The following is a 13,173-nucleotide window of genomic DNA, read 5'->3' on the forward strand; positions in this document are numbered from 1 at the left end:
AAGCCATGACATACGTGATCGCCCAGCCCTGCGTGGACGTGATGGACCGCGCCTGCGTCGAGGAATGCCCCGTCGACTGCATCTACGAGGGCAAGCGGATGCTGTACATCCACCCCGACGAGTGCGTCGACTGCGGCGCCTGCGAGCCCGTGTGCCCCGTCGAGGCCATCTTCTACGAGGATGACGTGCCCGACGAGTGGGCCGACTACACCGACGCCAACGTCGACTGGTTCGACGAGCTCGGGTCGCCCGGTGGCGCCGCGAAGCTCGGCCCGCAGGACTTCGACGTCGCGTTCATCGCCGAGCTGCCCCCGCAGGCAGAGGACTAGCAGAGCGGCGACCCGGCGGTTGCCGTCGTCAAGCCTTGGTGTTGGTGGGGCCGGCCCGGCACCCCCTGAACTGCGGCAATCCCTGAACTGCGGCAATCCCTGAACTCCCGGCGGCTTTCGGCGTGGTCCGGCGCCCCTGAGCCCCGGCAACCGCTGAACTCCGGGCCGCCCTTGGCATGGCCCCGCCGCCTCGGTCGGGGCAACAGCGCGTGGGCCCGCCGCCGGTTCTCATGGGCCCCACCTGCCCCATGCGTAACCGTTGGAACTTGATCTGCATTTAGTCGGCGGATTTGTTGCAAATCGTCGGTCAAATCGGGAAAGTTTGGCCGAAATTTGCAACAAATCCGCCGGCTAAGTGCGCTTCAAACCTTGGGTTGAGGGTTTTCGACCGGGATCAGGGCCGTCCCGGGGGCCAGTGCTTCGCTCGGGGCGGAGTCTGACGCCGGTACAGCCGCAGTGGGCGACGGGCCCCGCCGTTGGGGCACCAGGCCGATATGCCCACGCTCGCTGCACCCCGCTCACTTGCCGCGGAAGCTGCACCCCGCTCACTTGCCGCGGAAGCTGCACCCCGCTCACTTGCCGCGGAAGCTGCACCCCGCTCACTTGCCGCGGAAGTAGCGCGTCACCCGCGCCGGCAGCTTCTCGTGCCGCAGGAACACCTCGCCGGTGAACTGCGGCCCCGCCTTCTCCAGCAACTCGCGGCGTGCGGCGACGCGCTGAGCGATGAGCGTTGCGGCGGAGCCGTCGACAAGCATGCGCCATGTCAGCTGCACGACCTCGAGTCCGCAGTTGGCCAGTTCGCGCATGGCGGCGTTTTCGTACGTGGATATGACGTCGCCGTCGCCGTAGCGGCCGTCGTATTTCTTCCAGCCGTGGAATTCGATGACCATCTCGAGCTCGGGGATCCAGAAGTCAACGCGCCGGATGGGCCGGCCGTCGGGCGCGATGATGTACACCTGCTGCAGGACGCCGCACAGTCCGAGGACGTGGAGCAGCCAGCGGGTCCACGATTCGGCGGGGCTTTCGGAGTGCGTGGACGCGAGCATGATCACTTCGGCGGTCTGTTTGGCGCCGGGTGTGCGGCGGCCGAGCAGGGTGGCCGCCAGGGCGGTGAGTGCGCCGCGGCCGTGGCCTTTGCGCAGGGCGTCGTCGGCGGCGGCGAGGGCGTGGGCGGGCCCGTGGGTGGTGCGCAGGTCGTGGATGGTGCGTGCGGGTGTGGTGACGCGGATGCCGTCGACGACGGTGATGTCGGCGGCGTCGAGGGCGAGGCAGTGGACGGTGTGCCCGGCGCCGCCGCCGGTTTTGCCGCGGCCGACGTGGGCGAGGTGGACTTTTTCGTCGGTGTCGTGGTCGGGGTCGACGAGAATGTCGAGGCCGTGGATGCGGGCGGCGCTGACGCCGGCGAGCGCGAGTTTGGGGTGCGCGTGGGCGTGGGCGAGGCAGCGCAGGCGGCGGCGTTCGGGCCAGTCGGCGGCGGCCCAGGTGGTTGCGTCGATGATGATGCCGGGCGCGAGTTTCAGTGCGGTGCCGGCTTTGACGGCTCGGGCGAGTGCGGATCGGCCGACGGGGCCGCGGGCGGCGAGGAGTCCTGAGCCGAGTGGCCGCAGTCCGGTGGCGTCGGTGGGCATGGTCGTGGTCGTGTCGTTGTCCCCCATGCCCAGTTGGACGCGCGGGGCGGCGGTTCGGTTCCGTCTTTTTGCGGGCGGGTGTCCCCGTGCTTTACGACGTCTCGGCCTCCGCGCCTTCGCCCGTGTCGTCGGGCGCGGCCGGCGGTGGCGTCAGCGTCGGGCGGCGAGGTTTCGGGCGCGGCGTTCGCGGATCATGGAGTTGATGGCCAGCGCGATGAGGATGGCGCCCGCGATGACGCCGATGAGTCCGACGATCGCGGCCCACAGGGGGCGTCCGTCGACGACGGTGGGCAGTCCGCCGAACACGACGATGAGGAGGACGCCGGCGACGATGCGGACGCTGTAGGCCGTGGAGGTGGCGGTGGCGGGGTTGGCGTCGGATTGCGGGGTGTGGGGTGCGTGGGCGCCGGCCCCGGCGGTGGTGGCGGTGGCGTCGTGGTCGGTGGGGGTGGCGTCGGTCATGGGGTCAGGATACGGCAGGATTGCGGGGGCATGATCGGCGATCGCCGGCGTGTGATGTGGGCGGTGCGGTGCGGCTCTATGGCTCGGCCGTGGAGTGCCGTGACGTGCCGTGGCGTGAGGAGCGTGACCGAATGGGCAGGGCGGCGGGCAACCGTGACGAGTGGTGGGGTGCGAAGAAGGCGCCTGCGCCTGACCCGGTGGTCTCCCACGCGGAGCCGGACATTCCGTTTGATCCGGTGGTGGTGGCGGAAGAGGGTGGGGTGGTCGTCGTCGACAAGCCTCCCTTCCTGCCGTCGACGCCCAACGGCCGCCTGGTGCGTAACACGGTGCTGCGGCGGTTGCGGGATCGGTTCGGGGAGCCGGACCTGACGTGCGTGCATCGGCTTGATCGGTTGACGTCGGGGTTGTTGTTGGTGTCGCGGGATGCGGCGTCGCGGGGCGCGTACCAGCGGTTGTTTCAGGCCGGCCGCGTGGGCAAGACGTATGAGGCGTTGACGGTCGTCGCCGATGATTGGGCGCCGGGTGAGTCGCGGGACGTCGTGGTGGAGTTGGCCAACGTCGCCGGTGAGCGTGGGGTGCGGGTGCGGGATTTGTTGCTTGACGACGGCCCGTCGGCCGACCGGCCCGCCGTGGCCGCCGGTGATGCGCCGGGGGTGGTGTGGCGGTCGGCGACGACGCGGGTGACGTACGTGGGCACGGTGGCGGCGGAGGTGGGGGATGTGTTGCCGGGGATGTTCGGCGGCGGGCATGGCGCGTCGTGCGGGTGCGGTTCGTGTGGCACGCGGATGACGGTGGGGAAGTGGCGCCTGGAGCCGGTGACGGGGCGGACGCATCAGCTGCGGGCGACGATGGCGCATCTGGGGTATCCGATTCTCGGCGACGACACGTATCCCGAGGACCGTGGGTTGGATCTGGGCGACGTCACCCGGGTGTTGAGGTTGGTGGCCACGGAGTTGCGTTACGACGATCCCCTCGACGGGCGGCCGCGTCATTTCCGCTCGGTTCGTGATGTGGCGGATCCGTTGGCTGAACCGAGGTACTGAGCGTTGGCGCGGCGAGCCCGTGTCGGTGTTTCGGCTACGTTGCCCGTGTGGTGCTCGCGGGGCTGTTCGGGTGCGGCGCGGCGAGGCCGTTTTCCCGGCGGGTGGGGTTAGCATCCCATCTGTCAGATGCCGTTCCAATGGGGAAGTTTCCACGGGGAGAAATCGAATGAACATCAGGGGCGTTCATCGTCGGGGCCATCAGCGCGTCCATCGTCGAGTCACCGCTGCGCTGGCGGCCACGGCGATCGCCGTCGGCGGGCTTGGCGTGGGTGTCGGCCCGGCGTCGGCGGTGACTCCGCCGACCATCCCGTACGAGCCGCCGGCCCTCGACGACGGTGGCGTGCGCAGCCCGATGATCCCCCCGTCGGCGTGGAGCGGGATCGAGCACGGCATCGGTCGGCTCGCGGGCAAGGACCTGGGCCTGGACGCGCTGGATGACCGCGAATGCACGGCCATCACGGCGATTCACGTGCCGGGCACCGGCGAAACCAACGATCAGCGTGACCCGGATGTTCCGCATGGGCGCGTCGTTTCCGGGCTGGGGCATGATCTGGCCGCCGAGTTCGGCGATGACGTCCGCAACCTGTACCTGCCCTACACGTCGGATGCGTTTCTGACCGCCTCATACGCGGAGTCGGCGCCGCGCGGCCAGGAGGCGTTGACCCGTCTCGTCGACGCCGTCGCCGCGGCCTGCCCGACGACCGGGTTGGTGTTCACCGGGTATTCGCAGGGCGCGGACATCGTCGGCGGGTGGGCGGACGACGCGTTGGCCGGGCGGACGGATGCGGCCGGGGTGCCGCTGGTCGATCGCGTCGTCGCGGTGGCCCTGTTCGGCAATCCCCGTCGCGGTGCGGATGTCGCGGTCGCCCATGGCACGGCGGCCGCGGATTCGACGGGAATTCTCGGGCCGCGCGAGGGGACGTGGGGTGTGCTCGGCGACCGCATCTTCGACTCGTGCAACGACGGTGACCTGTGGTGCGATTCCACCCCGGGAATGCGGGAGATCGCCCCGGCGGTGATGTCGGCGTCGTTCGCCCCGAAGGATGCCGCCGCCGCCCGCGCGGTCATCGAAGACGCCGTGGGGTCGGGTGCCCTGGCCGATCCGGAGATCCGAGAGGCCCTGGGCGCGTTGCTGGAGTTCCTGATCGACGGCTCGTCCGATCATCTGCAGTACGAGGCCGAGTTGGACGGAGCGCCGTCGGCACGTGCCGAGGCCGCCGCATTCCTCGGCGCGAAGATCGGGCCGGCCGTCGCCTCGGCCTAGCGTCCTCTCCCACGCCCAAACCACGGGGTCCAAACCACGGGGTTCGTGCTGACCCCGTGGTTTAGGGACGAAAATGGGCCGACCCCGTGGTTTGGACCCCGTGGTTTGACGATTCGGCGGCTACTTCGGGCCGACCCCGTGGTTTGGGCCCCGTGGTTTAGGGGCTCTTCCGGATCTGGGGTGCGTAGCCGGGATGAGGTACCAAGTATGAGGATCGGGACCCACCACAAGATATAGGGGTCCCTGGTGCGAAGATGAAAGCTCCTACACAACCATCTTTCGCCCCGAGGACCTATGCCCGATTCTACGTCTCTTATTGCTGACACCATCATCCGGACCGTTGAACTCGGCCTGACCATCACGGGCGCCGCGATCGATGAGCGCCACACGTGGATCACCTGCCGCCCGGTGGAACAGGATGCCTCCTGCCCGGCCTGCGGGATGAAAGGCCGGCTGCGTGATCACCGGATCCGTGAACTCGTGGACCTGCCCGTCGTCGGGCATCCCACCCGGTTACGGATCCGGCTACCCCGTTTCACCTGCACCAACACCGCCTGTGCGACAAAGATCTTTCAACAGCAACTCGTGTGCGCGAAGCGGAAAGCCAAGCTCACCGACCGCTGCACCCGCTGGATCCTCCAGCGCCTGGCGATTGACCGCATGAGCGTTGCCGCGATCTCGAAGTCCCTGGACATCGGCTGGGATCTGGTCAACCAGGTAGCCCTCGAACAGGCCTGGGAGCTGATCTACGCTGATCCCACCCACCTGGCCGGAGTCCGCGTCCTGGGGGTGGACGAGCACAAATGGAAACACCGCCGCGGCGACGGTACTCCCGGTTTCGTCACCGTCATCGTCGACCTGACGCCGAACGTGGACGGCACCGGGCCCGCCCGGCTGTTGGACATGGTGCCGGGCAGATCCGCTGAGGTGCTGCGCCGCTGGCTCGCCGCCCGGGAGAAGTCCTTCCGCGACCGGGTGAAAGTCGTGGCGATGGACGGATTCGCCGGCTACCACACCGCCACCACCGAGCAGCTGCCGAAGGCGAGGAAGGTGATGGACCCGTTCCACGTCGTGCACCTGGCCGCCGACAAGCTGACTATGACCCGGCAGCGGATCCAACAGGACACCTGTGGGCATCGCGGCCGGTCAGGGGATCCCTTGTACGGGGTGCGTCGGATCCTGCTAACCCGGATGGGACTGCTGACCGACAGGCAGAAAGCGAAGCTGGACGCGGTGTTCGCTGATGAGCGGCACACGGCTGTGGATGTCACGCACTGGACGTATCAGGACATCATCGCAGCCTATGAGCATCCTGACCGTCGGGTCGGGAAGAGGTGGATGTACAAAATCATGTGCCGGATCCGGAAAGATCTTCCCGCCGGGGTCCAGGAGCTGGGGCAGTTGGGCCGGACGATGTGGAAACGACGGGCCGAGATCCTCGCGTACTTCGACACCGGCGCTTCCAATGGCCCCGTCGAGGCCATCAACGGACGGTTGGAGCACCTGCGTGGCATCGCACTCGGGTTCAGGAACCTCAACCACTACATCTTGCGGTCACTGATCCACTCCGGAGGGTTCCAGGCCAAGATCAACGCACTCTAAAACCGGAAGGGCCGGTTTAGGGGGGCCAGATGAGTGAGCCCCGGCAGGCTGCGCTCGCAACCTGCCGGGGTTTGACGACTACCCGGGCATCGCATTCGCCCGGGGCCGAACACCTAGTGGTGGACCCCGTCGACGGGGGACTGGTCGATGTTGTCTCGGGCCCGTGCGCGCGTCGACGACGTCAGGGCGGCGAGCACGGCGAGGAAGAAGCACACTGCCAACACGGAGAAGACCTGCTGGCGGGCGACCTCGTCGAAAAGCATCATGACGGTCAGCCCCAGGATCATGAACACCGCCAGCCACGACAGCCACGGGTAGCCGGGAAGGCGGACGGTGAGCTCGTCGTTGGCCTCCAGGCGCGGGCGCAGCTTGATTTGCGACAGTGCGATGACCAGCCAAATGACCAGCAGGCAGCCGCCGACGGCGTTGAGCAGGAACACCAGCACCTTCGACCCGTCGAAAACGACCTGGATGCCGACCGACAGGAACGCGAAGACCATCGACATGATCACCGCCTTGTAGGGCACGGCCTGGGAGTTCATGGCGGTGAACATGTGCGGGGCCTCGCCGCGGCGGGCCATCGAGTACACCAGGCGCGACGTGGCGTAGATCTGGGCGTTGAAGGCGGACAGCAGCGCCAGGACGATGACGGCCTCCATGAAGCCGACGACGCCCGGGATGCCCGCCTGCTGCAGCACCAAGGTGAACGGCGACTCGGCGGCGGTGTCGGCGCCGTCGATCTGGGAGTAGGGCAGCAACGTGATGATGACCAGCACGCAGCCGATGTAGAACACGCCGATGCGCACGATGATCGAGCGGACGGCGGAGGCGATCGAACGCTTCGGGTCGTCGGATTCCGCGGCGGCGATGGTGACGATCTCGATGCCGCCGAACGCGAACGCGACGGCCAGCAGGCCCGCCGCGACACCGGAGAAGCCGTTGGGCAGGAAGCCCGACTCCGCGATGTGTTGCGTGCCGACGAAGGTCGTGCCGGGCAGCAGCCCGAAGATCAGCAGGACGCCGATGACGAGGAAGCCGATGATGACGGCCACCTTGATGAACGCGAACCAGAACTCGAACTCGCCGAAACCGCGGACCTTGGCCAGGTTGACGACGGCGAAGAACACCACGCACACCAGGCCCGGGATCCACCCCGGGATGTCCCACCATGCGCCCATGATCGCGCCGGCGCCGGTGATTTCGGCGCCGAGCACCATGATCAGCATGAACCAGTACAACCAGCCGAGGATGAAGCCGGCGCCCCGGCCGAACGCCATTTCGGCGTAGGTGGAAAACGCGCCGGAGGCGGGGCGGGCGGCGGCCATCTCGCCGAGCATGGTCATCACCAGGACGACGATGACGCCGGCGGCGAGGTAGGACAGCAGGACACCGGGTCCGGCGGCGTTGATGCCGACGCCGGTGCCCAGGAAGAGTCCCGCGCCGATGGCGGAACCCAGGCCCATCATGGTCAGGTGGCGAACTTTCAGTCCCTTGCCGAGCTTCTCGTCGGTCGAAGCGTCCGGCACGGCCTCGTCGGCCCGGGACAAGGGGTCATTGGTCATGGATGGGACATTACCCGCCGTCATCCTGGCTCTCGCGGCCGGTTCCGCCGTTGACGATGGCTGGGGTCACCGTTGACGATGGCTGGGGTCAGACGCGGATGCGACGGCGATGCCGAGTCGATGACGTGCGTTCACCCGCAAAAGAACGCGGGCGTGTGCGGGCGTGGCGCCGACCCAGGGGGAGGGGAGCCGCCTACACCTCGGTGGGGCGCATGCACACCGCGGCGTAATCGGGGTGGCGGAAGAAGTGCATGCGGTCGCGGCCGTTGAGCTCCCAGGCGTGGACGCGGCGTCCTTCGTCGAGAAGCTCGATCGGGGCGTCCTTGTCGATGAGGATGTTCTTGTCGATGATGCAGTCGTCGCCGAGGTCGACGCCCACGGTGCCCGCGGACACGCCGATGACGCAGCGCCGGCCGACGGTCAGCGGGATGCGGCGACCGCGTTCGTCGTGACGGGCCATGACGGTGCCGGCCAGACCGACGGTGGTGTGCTCGCCGAGCACCACGCCCGACGACAACCGGCCCTCGATCTTGCAGGGGCCCAGCGACCCGGAGTTCAGCGACACGAAACCCTCGCGCAGCACGGTGGTGCCCGGCGCGAGGTAGGCGCCCAGGCGGACGCGCTCGGCTTCGGCGATGCGTACGCCCGACGGCACGACGTAGTCGACCATCCGCGGCATGCGGTCGATGGAATAGACGTGGATGAGGCCGCGCATGCGCAGGTTGGTGCGCAGGGCCTCGAAGTTGTCGGGCAGACAGGGGCCCTTGTTCGTCCACGCGACGATGTTCAGGGCGTCGAACACCTCGCTCATCTGGATGGAGTGCGGGGTGACGATGCGGTGCGACAGCAGGTGCAGGCGCAGGTAGGCGTCGTGCGAGTCGATCGGCGGCTGCGACAGGTCGGCGATGGTGGTGCGCACCGCGACCTGCTCGACCCTGCGGTCCTCGTCGAGAAGCACCTGGCGCAGCAACTGGGGGGTGAGGTGCTGCGCGCCGAGGCGGCGGGTGCCGGATTCGGTGATGGTGTCGTCGAGCTGGGGGTTGGGGTACCACGTGTCCAGGACGGTGCCGTCCATTGCGATGTTCGCGATACCCGTGGCCGAGGCACCTGTTGTCATCATGATTCCAAGTGTATCCGCTGTGGTCGGCGCCCTCGACCGCACGGTGGCTGGTCGGTGGCCCGTTCGGGTGGGGCCCCGGGGTATATCGTCGGGGGCGTCGAATGCGGCCGCCGCCGCCCGATCCCCGGAGGTTTCCCGTGTCCGCCCAGACGCCCGCCGAGCAGCCCGCCCCGTCGTCCGCCGAGTCGTCGGCCCGGCAGCCCGTCCCGTCGTCCGTCCGGCAGTCCCGCGCCGCTGCGGGCGGTTCGTCATCGGCGGATCTGCTGGCCCGTTCGGATTTGCCGCGCGCGGCGAAGGCGGCGATCGCGGTGTCGCGGGCGTTGGGGCGCGTGGCGTTGGTCGCGCTGGTCGTGGCCGTCGTCGCGGTGGCGATGGGCTGGGCGCCGGTGGCGTGGGCGGCGGTGATCGTGCTGTTGGCGTGGTGCGTGAGCTGGGGCATTTTCGCCGGCGTGGCGGCGGGGAAGTGGGCGCTGGTCGGTGCGGTCGCCGCGGCGGCGCAGGGCACGTGGGCGGTGGCGGCCGGCTCGTCGGCGCAGGGCGGGGCCGGCGCGCTGGTCATGATCGGCGTGCCCGTTTTGGGTTTGGCCGTCGGCATGGTCGGCGGGGTGGCGGTGCGGGGGTCGTGGGATCGTCGTCAAGCCGAACGCGAGCGTCGTCTGGCGGCCCTGCCGGATTGGGCCCGCGACGAGCTCGGCGCCGCCGCCGACGGCCTGGACCCGAATGCCACGCGCCCGCCCGGCCCGGCCGTGATCGGTTCGCATTCCGATCCGGCGGTGCGTCTGCTGGCCGCGGTGTGCCGCCCGTTGCCCGGGTCGACGGTGCTGGCCGGTGAGCCCGCCATCGCGGTCAACGGTTCCCGCGTCGCCGTCGTCGCGTGGGGCCCGCGCCTGGATCGTGCGGTTCAGGCGCCGCCGCTGCCGCCGTTGCCGGCAGGGGTGGGGGCCCGGGTGTTCGTCGTGCGCGAGGGCACGGAGCTTGCTTCTTCGCTTGACGACGCCCCGGCCTCGACGCCGTCCGCCGCGCCGGCCGGATCCGCCGTGCTTTCCGGCGCGACCGAGATCGTGGCCACCGAACCCCAGGAACTGGCAGCGCATCTCGGCGCGGGCACCCCGCCCGATGGCGACGCCTGCCACGGCATCGCCGCCGACCTGCATGCCCGGGTGCTCGACGCTCTGGATGGTTACTCTGGGGTGGGCGAACGCCACGGCTGAACGCCGACGACGCAGATGACGCAAACGACGGAGCTGCCGTCGACGTGGGGTTCACGGCCCGCACCGCACCCGCGCACGACCACGAAGAAACCGACCAGGAGACCACCGACATGGCCCCGCACCGCACCCCTTCCCCGGAGCGCAAGCGCCAGCTGCGCGGACCGATGATGGTCCGCAACACCGGCGAGTACGACCCGAACCGCTCGACGACGGATCGCCGCCTGCTCGACCCGGGCCAGGCCACCGACTGGTTGCACACCGACACCTGGCGGGTGCTGCGGATCCAGTCCGAGTTCGTCGACGGGTTCGGGGCGCTGGCGGAGATCCCGAAGGCCATCACGGTGTTCGGTTCGGCGCGCATGCCGGAGGACCACCCGTACTACATCCAGGGTTGCGAACTCGGCCGCGCCATCGTCGAAGCCGGCTACGCGTGCATCACCGGCGGCGGCCCGGGCCTGATGGAGGCGCCCAACCGCGGGGCCTACGACGCCGACGGCCTGTCGGTGGGATTGGGCATCGAGCTGCCGCACGAGCAAAGCCTCAACGACTGGGTCGACCTGGGCCTGAACTTCCGGTACTTCTTCGTGCGCAAGACGATGTTCCTGAAGTACTCGCAGGCGTTCATCGGGCTGCCCGGCGGCTTCGGCACCCTCGACGAGTTGTTCGAGGTGCTGGTCATGGTGCAGACCGGCAAGGTCACCCGGTTCCCCGTCGTGCTGCTGGGCACGGAGTTCTGGGGCGGGCTGATCGACTGGATCCGCGACCGCGTCCTGGCCGAGGGCATGATTTCGCCGGAGGACATGGACCTGTTCCTGGTCACCGACTCCATCGACGAGGCCATGGAGTTCATCGTCGCCGCCCACGAGGGGCAGGAGCGCGATCGCCGGGAGGAAGTCGCGCGCGAGGCGATCGCCCGCGCCCACCGCGACGGCGACCAGGGGCTGCTGGACTGACGGTGAAGGAGTTCGACGGGGTGAAGGGCGCCCGGCGCAGCGCATTCCAGCCGACGCCGCTGCCGGCGGTGATGGCCATCGTCAATCGCACGCCCGATTCCTTCTACGACCGCGGGGCCACCGCCGCGGAGGACGCTGCGTTGGCCCGGATCGACGCCGTGGTCGCGGCGGGGGCGGACGTCATCGACATCGGCGGCGTCAAGGCGGGGCCGGGGCCGGTGGTCGACGCGGCCGAGGAGATCGACCGGGTGGTGCCCACCATCGCCGAGGCGCGTCGCAGGCATCCGGGCGTGACCATCAGCGTGGACACGTGGCGGGCGTCGGTGGCCGAGGCCGCCATTGCCGCGGGCGCGGATCTGGTCAACGACACGTGGGCGGGCCACGATCCGGAGTTGGTGGAGGTCGCCGGCGCGCACCGAGCGGGGTACGTCTGCTCGCACACGGGTGGCGCGGTGCCCCGCACCAGGCCGTTTCGGGTGCATTACGACGACGTGGTCGCCGACGTCATCGCCGAAACATCCGCGTTGGCGGAGCGGGCGGTGGCCTGCGGCGTGCCCGAGGACAAGGTTTTGGTCGACCCGACGCACGACTTCGGCAAGAACACCTTCCACGGCCTGGAGCTGCTGCGGCGCCTCGACGAGCTGGTCGCCGCCGGGTGGCCGGTGCTGATGGCGTTGTCGAACAAGGACTTCGTCGGCGAGACCGTCGGCCGGGACGTCGACGGGCGGGTGCCGGCGACGCTGGCCGCCACGGCGTGGGCGGCGGCGCAGGGCGTGGCCATGTTCCGCGTCCACGAGGTCGACGACACCGTCGACGTGTGCCGCATGATCGGCGCCATCCGCGGCGACGTCGCGCCCCTGTCGACGATCCGGGGGCTGCAATGAGCGGCGGGGATGGCGGGAACGTCAACGGCGGTGTGCATGGCACGAAGGCGGATCGCGGGGAGGCGGGCGTCGTCAAGCGTCCCGCGGTGTCGGTGATCCTGCCGGCCCTCAACGAGGAAGCGACCGTCGCGTCGGTGATCGAGTCGGTGCGGCCGAGCCTGGCGGCGGGCATCGTCGACGAGATCATCGTCGTGGATTCCGATTCGACGGATGCGACCGCCGAGGTCGCCGCGGCCGCCGGGGCGCGGGTGGTCAATTGGGCCGACGTGCTGCCGGACGTGCCCACCCGCCCCGGCAAAGGTGAGGCCCTGTGGCGCGGGGTGGCCGCCGCGCGCGGTGACGTCGTCGTCTTCCTCGACGCCGACCTGCGCGACCCGTCCCCGGCGTTCGTGCCGTCGCTGCTGGCCCCGTTGCTTGCCGACGACACCGTGCGCCTGGTCAAGGGCCATTACCGCAGGGATGCGCCGGGGGACGTCGGCGGCGGGCGCGTCACCGAGTTGACCGCCCGGCCGCTGCTGGCGGCGTTTCGGCCGGACCTGGCCGTCATCCGGCAGCCGCTGTCGGGAGAGTACGCGGCGTGGCGGGCCGACCTGATGGAGCTGCCGTTCGCCGCGCGGTATGGCGTGGAGATCGGCCTGCTCGTCGACGTCGCCGACCGGTGGGGCGCCGCGGCGATCCAGGAAGTCGACCTCGGGGTGCGCGTGCACCGCAACCGGCCGCTGGGCGAGCTTGCGCCGATGGCCGTGGAGGTGTCCGCGACGCTGCTGCGCAAGATCGGCCTGGCGCCGGCCACCGGCGAGGACCTTCCCGGCGACCGCCCGCCGCTGGCCACGATGCTGCCCGGGACGAGGCGGGAACGAGTGGGCGACGAATGATCCAGTTTCTCGTCGTGTGCCTGTATGTGCTGATCATCCCGGTGTTTTGGTCGGTGTTCGCGGTGCTGCTGGCGCGGTTGCCCGAAAGTGCGGACAAACCCCCGGCGGTGCGAAAAGGCGTATTATCGGTGAGCAGGCGCGGCGTCGGAGACGACCACGTCGGCAGTGTCGGCGACCGCGTCGGCGCAGGCGGCGCAGAAGAAACCGAAGCACAGCCGTCCACGCACTTTCACGAATGAG

General features: G+C 69.5%; 13 protein-coding genes. 9 read left to right on the forward strand and 4 right to left on the reverse strand.

From position 1 onward, the window contains the following. The first annotated feature begins 5 nt into the window (after positions 1 to 5). Positions 6 to 329 (forward strand): ferredoxin, encoded by a 324-nt coding sequence (fdxA, locus tag CFREN_RS04450; RefSeq protein WP_070523700.1) that lies wholly within the window; start codon positions 6 to 8, stop codon positions 327 to 329. 599 nt (positions 330 to 928) lie between these two features. On the opposite strand, the gene CFREN_RS04455 is transcribed toward fdxA, so the two are convergent. Then, complete coding sequence (locus CFREN_RS04455; RefSeq protein WP_209653544.1) at positions 929 to 1,984, reverse strand: hypothetical protein; 1,056 nt, start codon at positions 1,982 to 1,984, stop codon at positions 929 to 931. Positions 1,985 to 2,107: 123 nt separating this feature from the next. Continuing rightward, positions 2,108 to 2,419, reverse strand: a complete 312-nt coding sequence (locus CFREN_RS04460; RefSeq protein WP_209653542.1) for a hypothetical protein — start codon at positions 2,417 to 2,419, stop codon at positions 2,108 to 2,110. Between the two features lie 131 nt (positions 2,420 to 2,550). Here CFREN_RS04460 and CFREN_RS04465 point away from each other — a divergent pair, with 131 nt between their 5' ends. The 3 genes from CFREN_RS04465 to CFREN_RS04475 all read left to right on the forward strand — a co-directional run bounded on the left by CFREN_RS04465 (position 2,551) and on the right by CFREN_RS04475 (position 6,328). Next, positions 2,551 to 3,462, forward strand: coding sequence for a pseudouridine synthase (locus CFREN_RS04465; RefSeq protein ID WP_209653539.1), 912 nt, complete (start codon positions 2,551 to 2,553; stop codon positions 3,460 to 3,462). A gap of 166 nt (positions 3,463 to 3,628) precedes the next feature. Then, positions 3,629 to 4,726, forward strand: coding sequence for a cutinase family protein (locus CFREN_RS04470; protein WP_209653537.1), 1,098 nt, complete (start codon positions 3,629 to 3,631; stop codon positions 4,724 to 4,726). Between the two features lie 294 nt (positions 4,727 to 5,020). Then, complete coding sequence (locus CFREN_RS04475) at positions 5,021 to 6,328, forward strand: ISL3 family transposase (protein ID WP_209651956.1); 1,308 nt, start codon at positions 5,021 to 5,023, stop codon at positions 6,326 to 6,328. Positions 6,329 to 6,441: 113 nt separating this feature from the next. Here CFREN_RS04475 and CFREN_RS04480 read toward each other — a convergent pair whose 3' ends face one another. Together CFREN_RS04480 and CFREN_RS04485 are read right to left on the reverse strand one after the other, a co-directional pair. Further along, entirely contained in the window at positions 6,442 to 7,890 is a 1,449-nt protein-coding gene (locus CFREN_RS04480) for an amino acid permease (RefSeq protein WP_070523683.1), read from the reverse strand. 193 nt (positions 7,891 to 8,083) lie between these two features. Then, the gene (locus tag CFREN_RS04485; protein ID WP_070523680.1) at positions 8,084 to 9,010 is read right to left on the reverse strand and encodes a DapH/DapD/GlmU-related protein; all 927 of its coding nucleotides are present in this window, start codon (positions 9,008 to 9,010) and stop codon (positions 8,084 to 8,086) included. A gap of 137 nt (positions 9,011 to 9,147) precedes the next feature. Between CFREN_RS04485 and CFREN_RS04490 the strand changes: the two genes are divergently transcribed. The 5 genes from CFREN_RS04490 to CFREN_RS04510 all read left to right on the forward strand — a co-directional run bounded on the left by CFREN_RS04490 (position 9,148) and on the right by CFREN_RS04510 (position 13,172). Next, positions 9,148 to 10,221: a hypothetical protein gene (locus tag CFREN_RS04490; RefSeq protein WP_209653535.1), complete on the forward strand. Its 1,074-nt coding sequence runs from the start codon at positions 9,148 to 9,150 to the stop codon at positions 10,219 to 10,221. A gap of 110 nt (positions 10,222 to 10,331) precedes the next feature. Next, complete coding sequence (locus CFREN_RS04495; RefSeq protein ID WP_070523674.1) at positions 10,332 to 11,174, forward strand: LOG family protein; 843 nt, start codon at positions 10,332 to 10,334, stop codon at positions 11,172 to 11,174. 71 nt (positions 11,175 to 11,245) lie between these two features. After that, complete coding sequence (folP, locus tag CFREN_RS04500; protein WP_070523759.1) at positions 11,246 to 12,058, forward strand: dihydropteroate synthase; 813 nt, start codon at positions 11,246 to 11,248, stop codon at positions 12,056 to 12,058. Further along, positions 12,055 to 12,933, forward strand: coding sequence for a glucosyl-3-phosphoglycerate synthase (locus CFREN_RS04505; RefSeq protein ID WP_209653532.1), 879 nt, complete (start codon positions 12,055 to 12,057; stop codon positions 12,931 to 12,933). Before folP ends, CFREN_RS04505 begins: the two co-directional genes overlap by 4 nt. Next, a complete protein-coding gene (locus CFREN_RS04510) occupies positions 12,930 to 13,172 on the forward strand; it encodes a hypothetical protein (RefSeq protein WP_070523670.1) in 243 nt (80 codons plus the stop codon). The genes CFREN_RS04505 and CFREN_RS04510 overlap by 4 nt, the downstream gene beginning before the upstream one ends. Position 13,173: the final 1 nt, after the last annotated feature.

Source organism: Corynebacterium freneyi, assembly GCF_030408835.1.
GTDB classification, from domain to species: Bacteria; Actinomycetota; Actinomycetes; order Mycobacteriales; family Mycobacteriaceae; genus Corynebacterium; species Corynebacterium freneyi.

Coding starts and splice junctions, on each gene's coding strand:
- folP (WP_070523759.1), top strand. CDS start 11,246: ATGGCCATCGTCAATCGCACGCCCGATTCCTTCTACGACCGCGGGGCC.
- CFREN_RS04495 (WP_070523674.1), top strand. CDS start 10,332: ATGGCCCCGCACCGCACCCCTTCCCCGGAGCGCAAGCGCCAGCTGCGC.
- CFREN_RS04460 (WP_209653542.1), bottom strand. CDS start 2,419: ATGACCGACGCCACCCCCACCGACCACGACGCCACCGCCACCACCGCC.
- CFREN_RS04505 (WP_209653532.1), top strand. CDS start 12,055: ATGAGCGGCGGGGATGGCGGGAACGTCAACGGCGGTGTGCATGGCACG.
- CFREN_RS04465 (WP_209653539.1), top strand. CDS start 2,551: ATGGGCAGGGCGGCGGGCAACCGTGACGAGTGGTGGGGTGCGAAGAAG.
- CFREN_RS04455 (WP_209653544.1), bottom strand. CDS start 1,984: ATGGGGGACAACGACACGACCACGACCATGCCCACCGACGCCACCGGA.
- CFREN_RS04470 (WP_209653537.1), top strand. CDS start 3,629: ATGAACATCAGGGGCGTTCATCGTCGGGGCCATCAGCGCGTCCATCGT.
- CFREN_RS04510 (WP_070523670.1), top strand. CDS start 12,930: ATGATCCAGTTTCTCGTCGTGTGCCTGTATGTGCTGATCATCCCGGTG.
- CFREN_RS04480 (WP_070523683.1), bottom strand. CDS start 7,890: ATGACCAATGACCCCTTGTCCCGGGCCGACGAGGCCGTGCCGGACGCT.
- CFREN_RS04475 (WP_209651956.1), top strand. CDS start 5,021: ATGCCCGATTCTACGTCTCTTATTGCTGACACCATCATCCGGACCGTT.
- fdxA (WP_070523700.1), top strand. CDS start 6: ATGACATACGTGATCGCCCAGCCCTGCGTGGACGTGATGGACCGCGCC.
- CFREN_RS04485 (WP_070523680.1), bottom strand. CDS start 9,010: ATGATGACAACAGGTGCCTCGGCCACGGGTATCGCGAACATCGCAATG.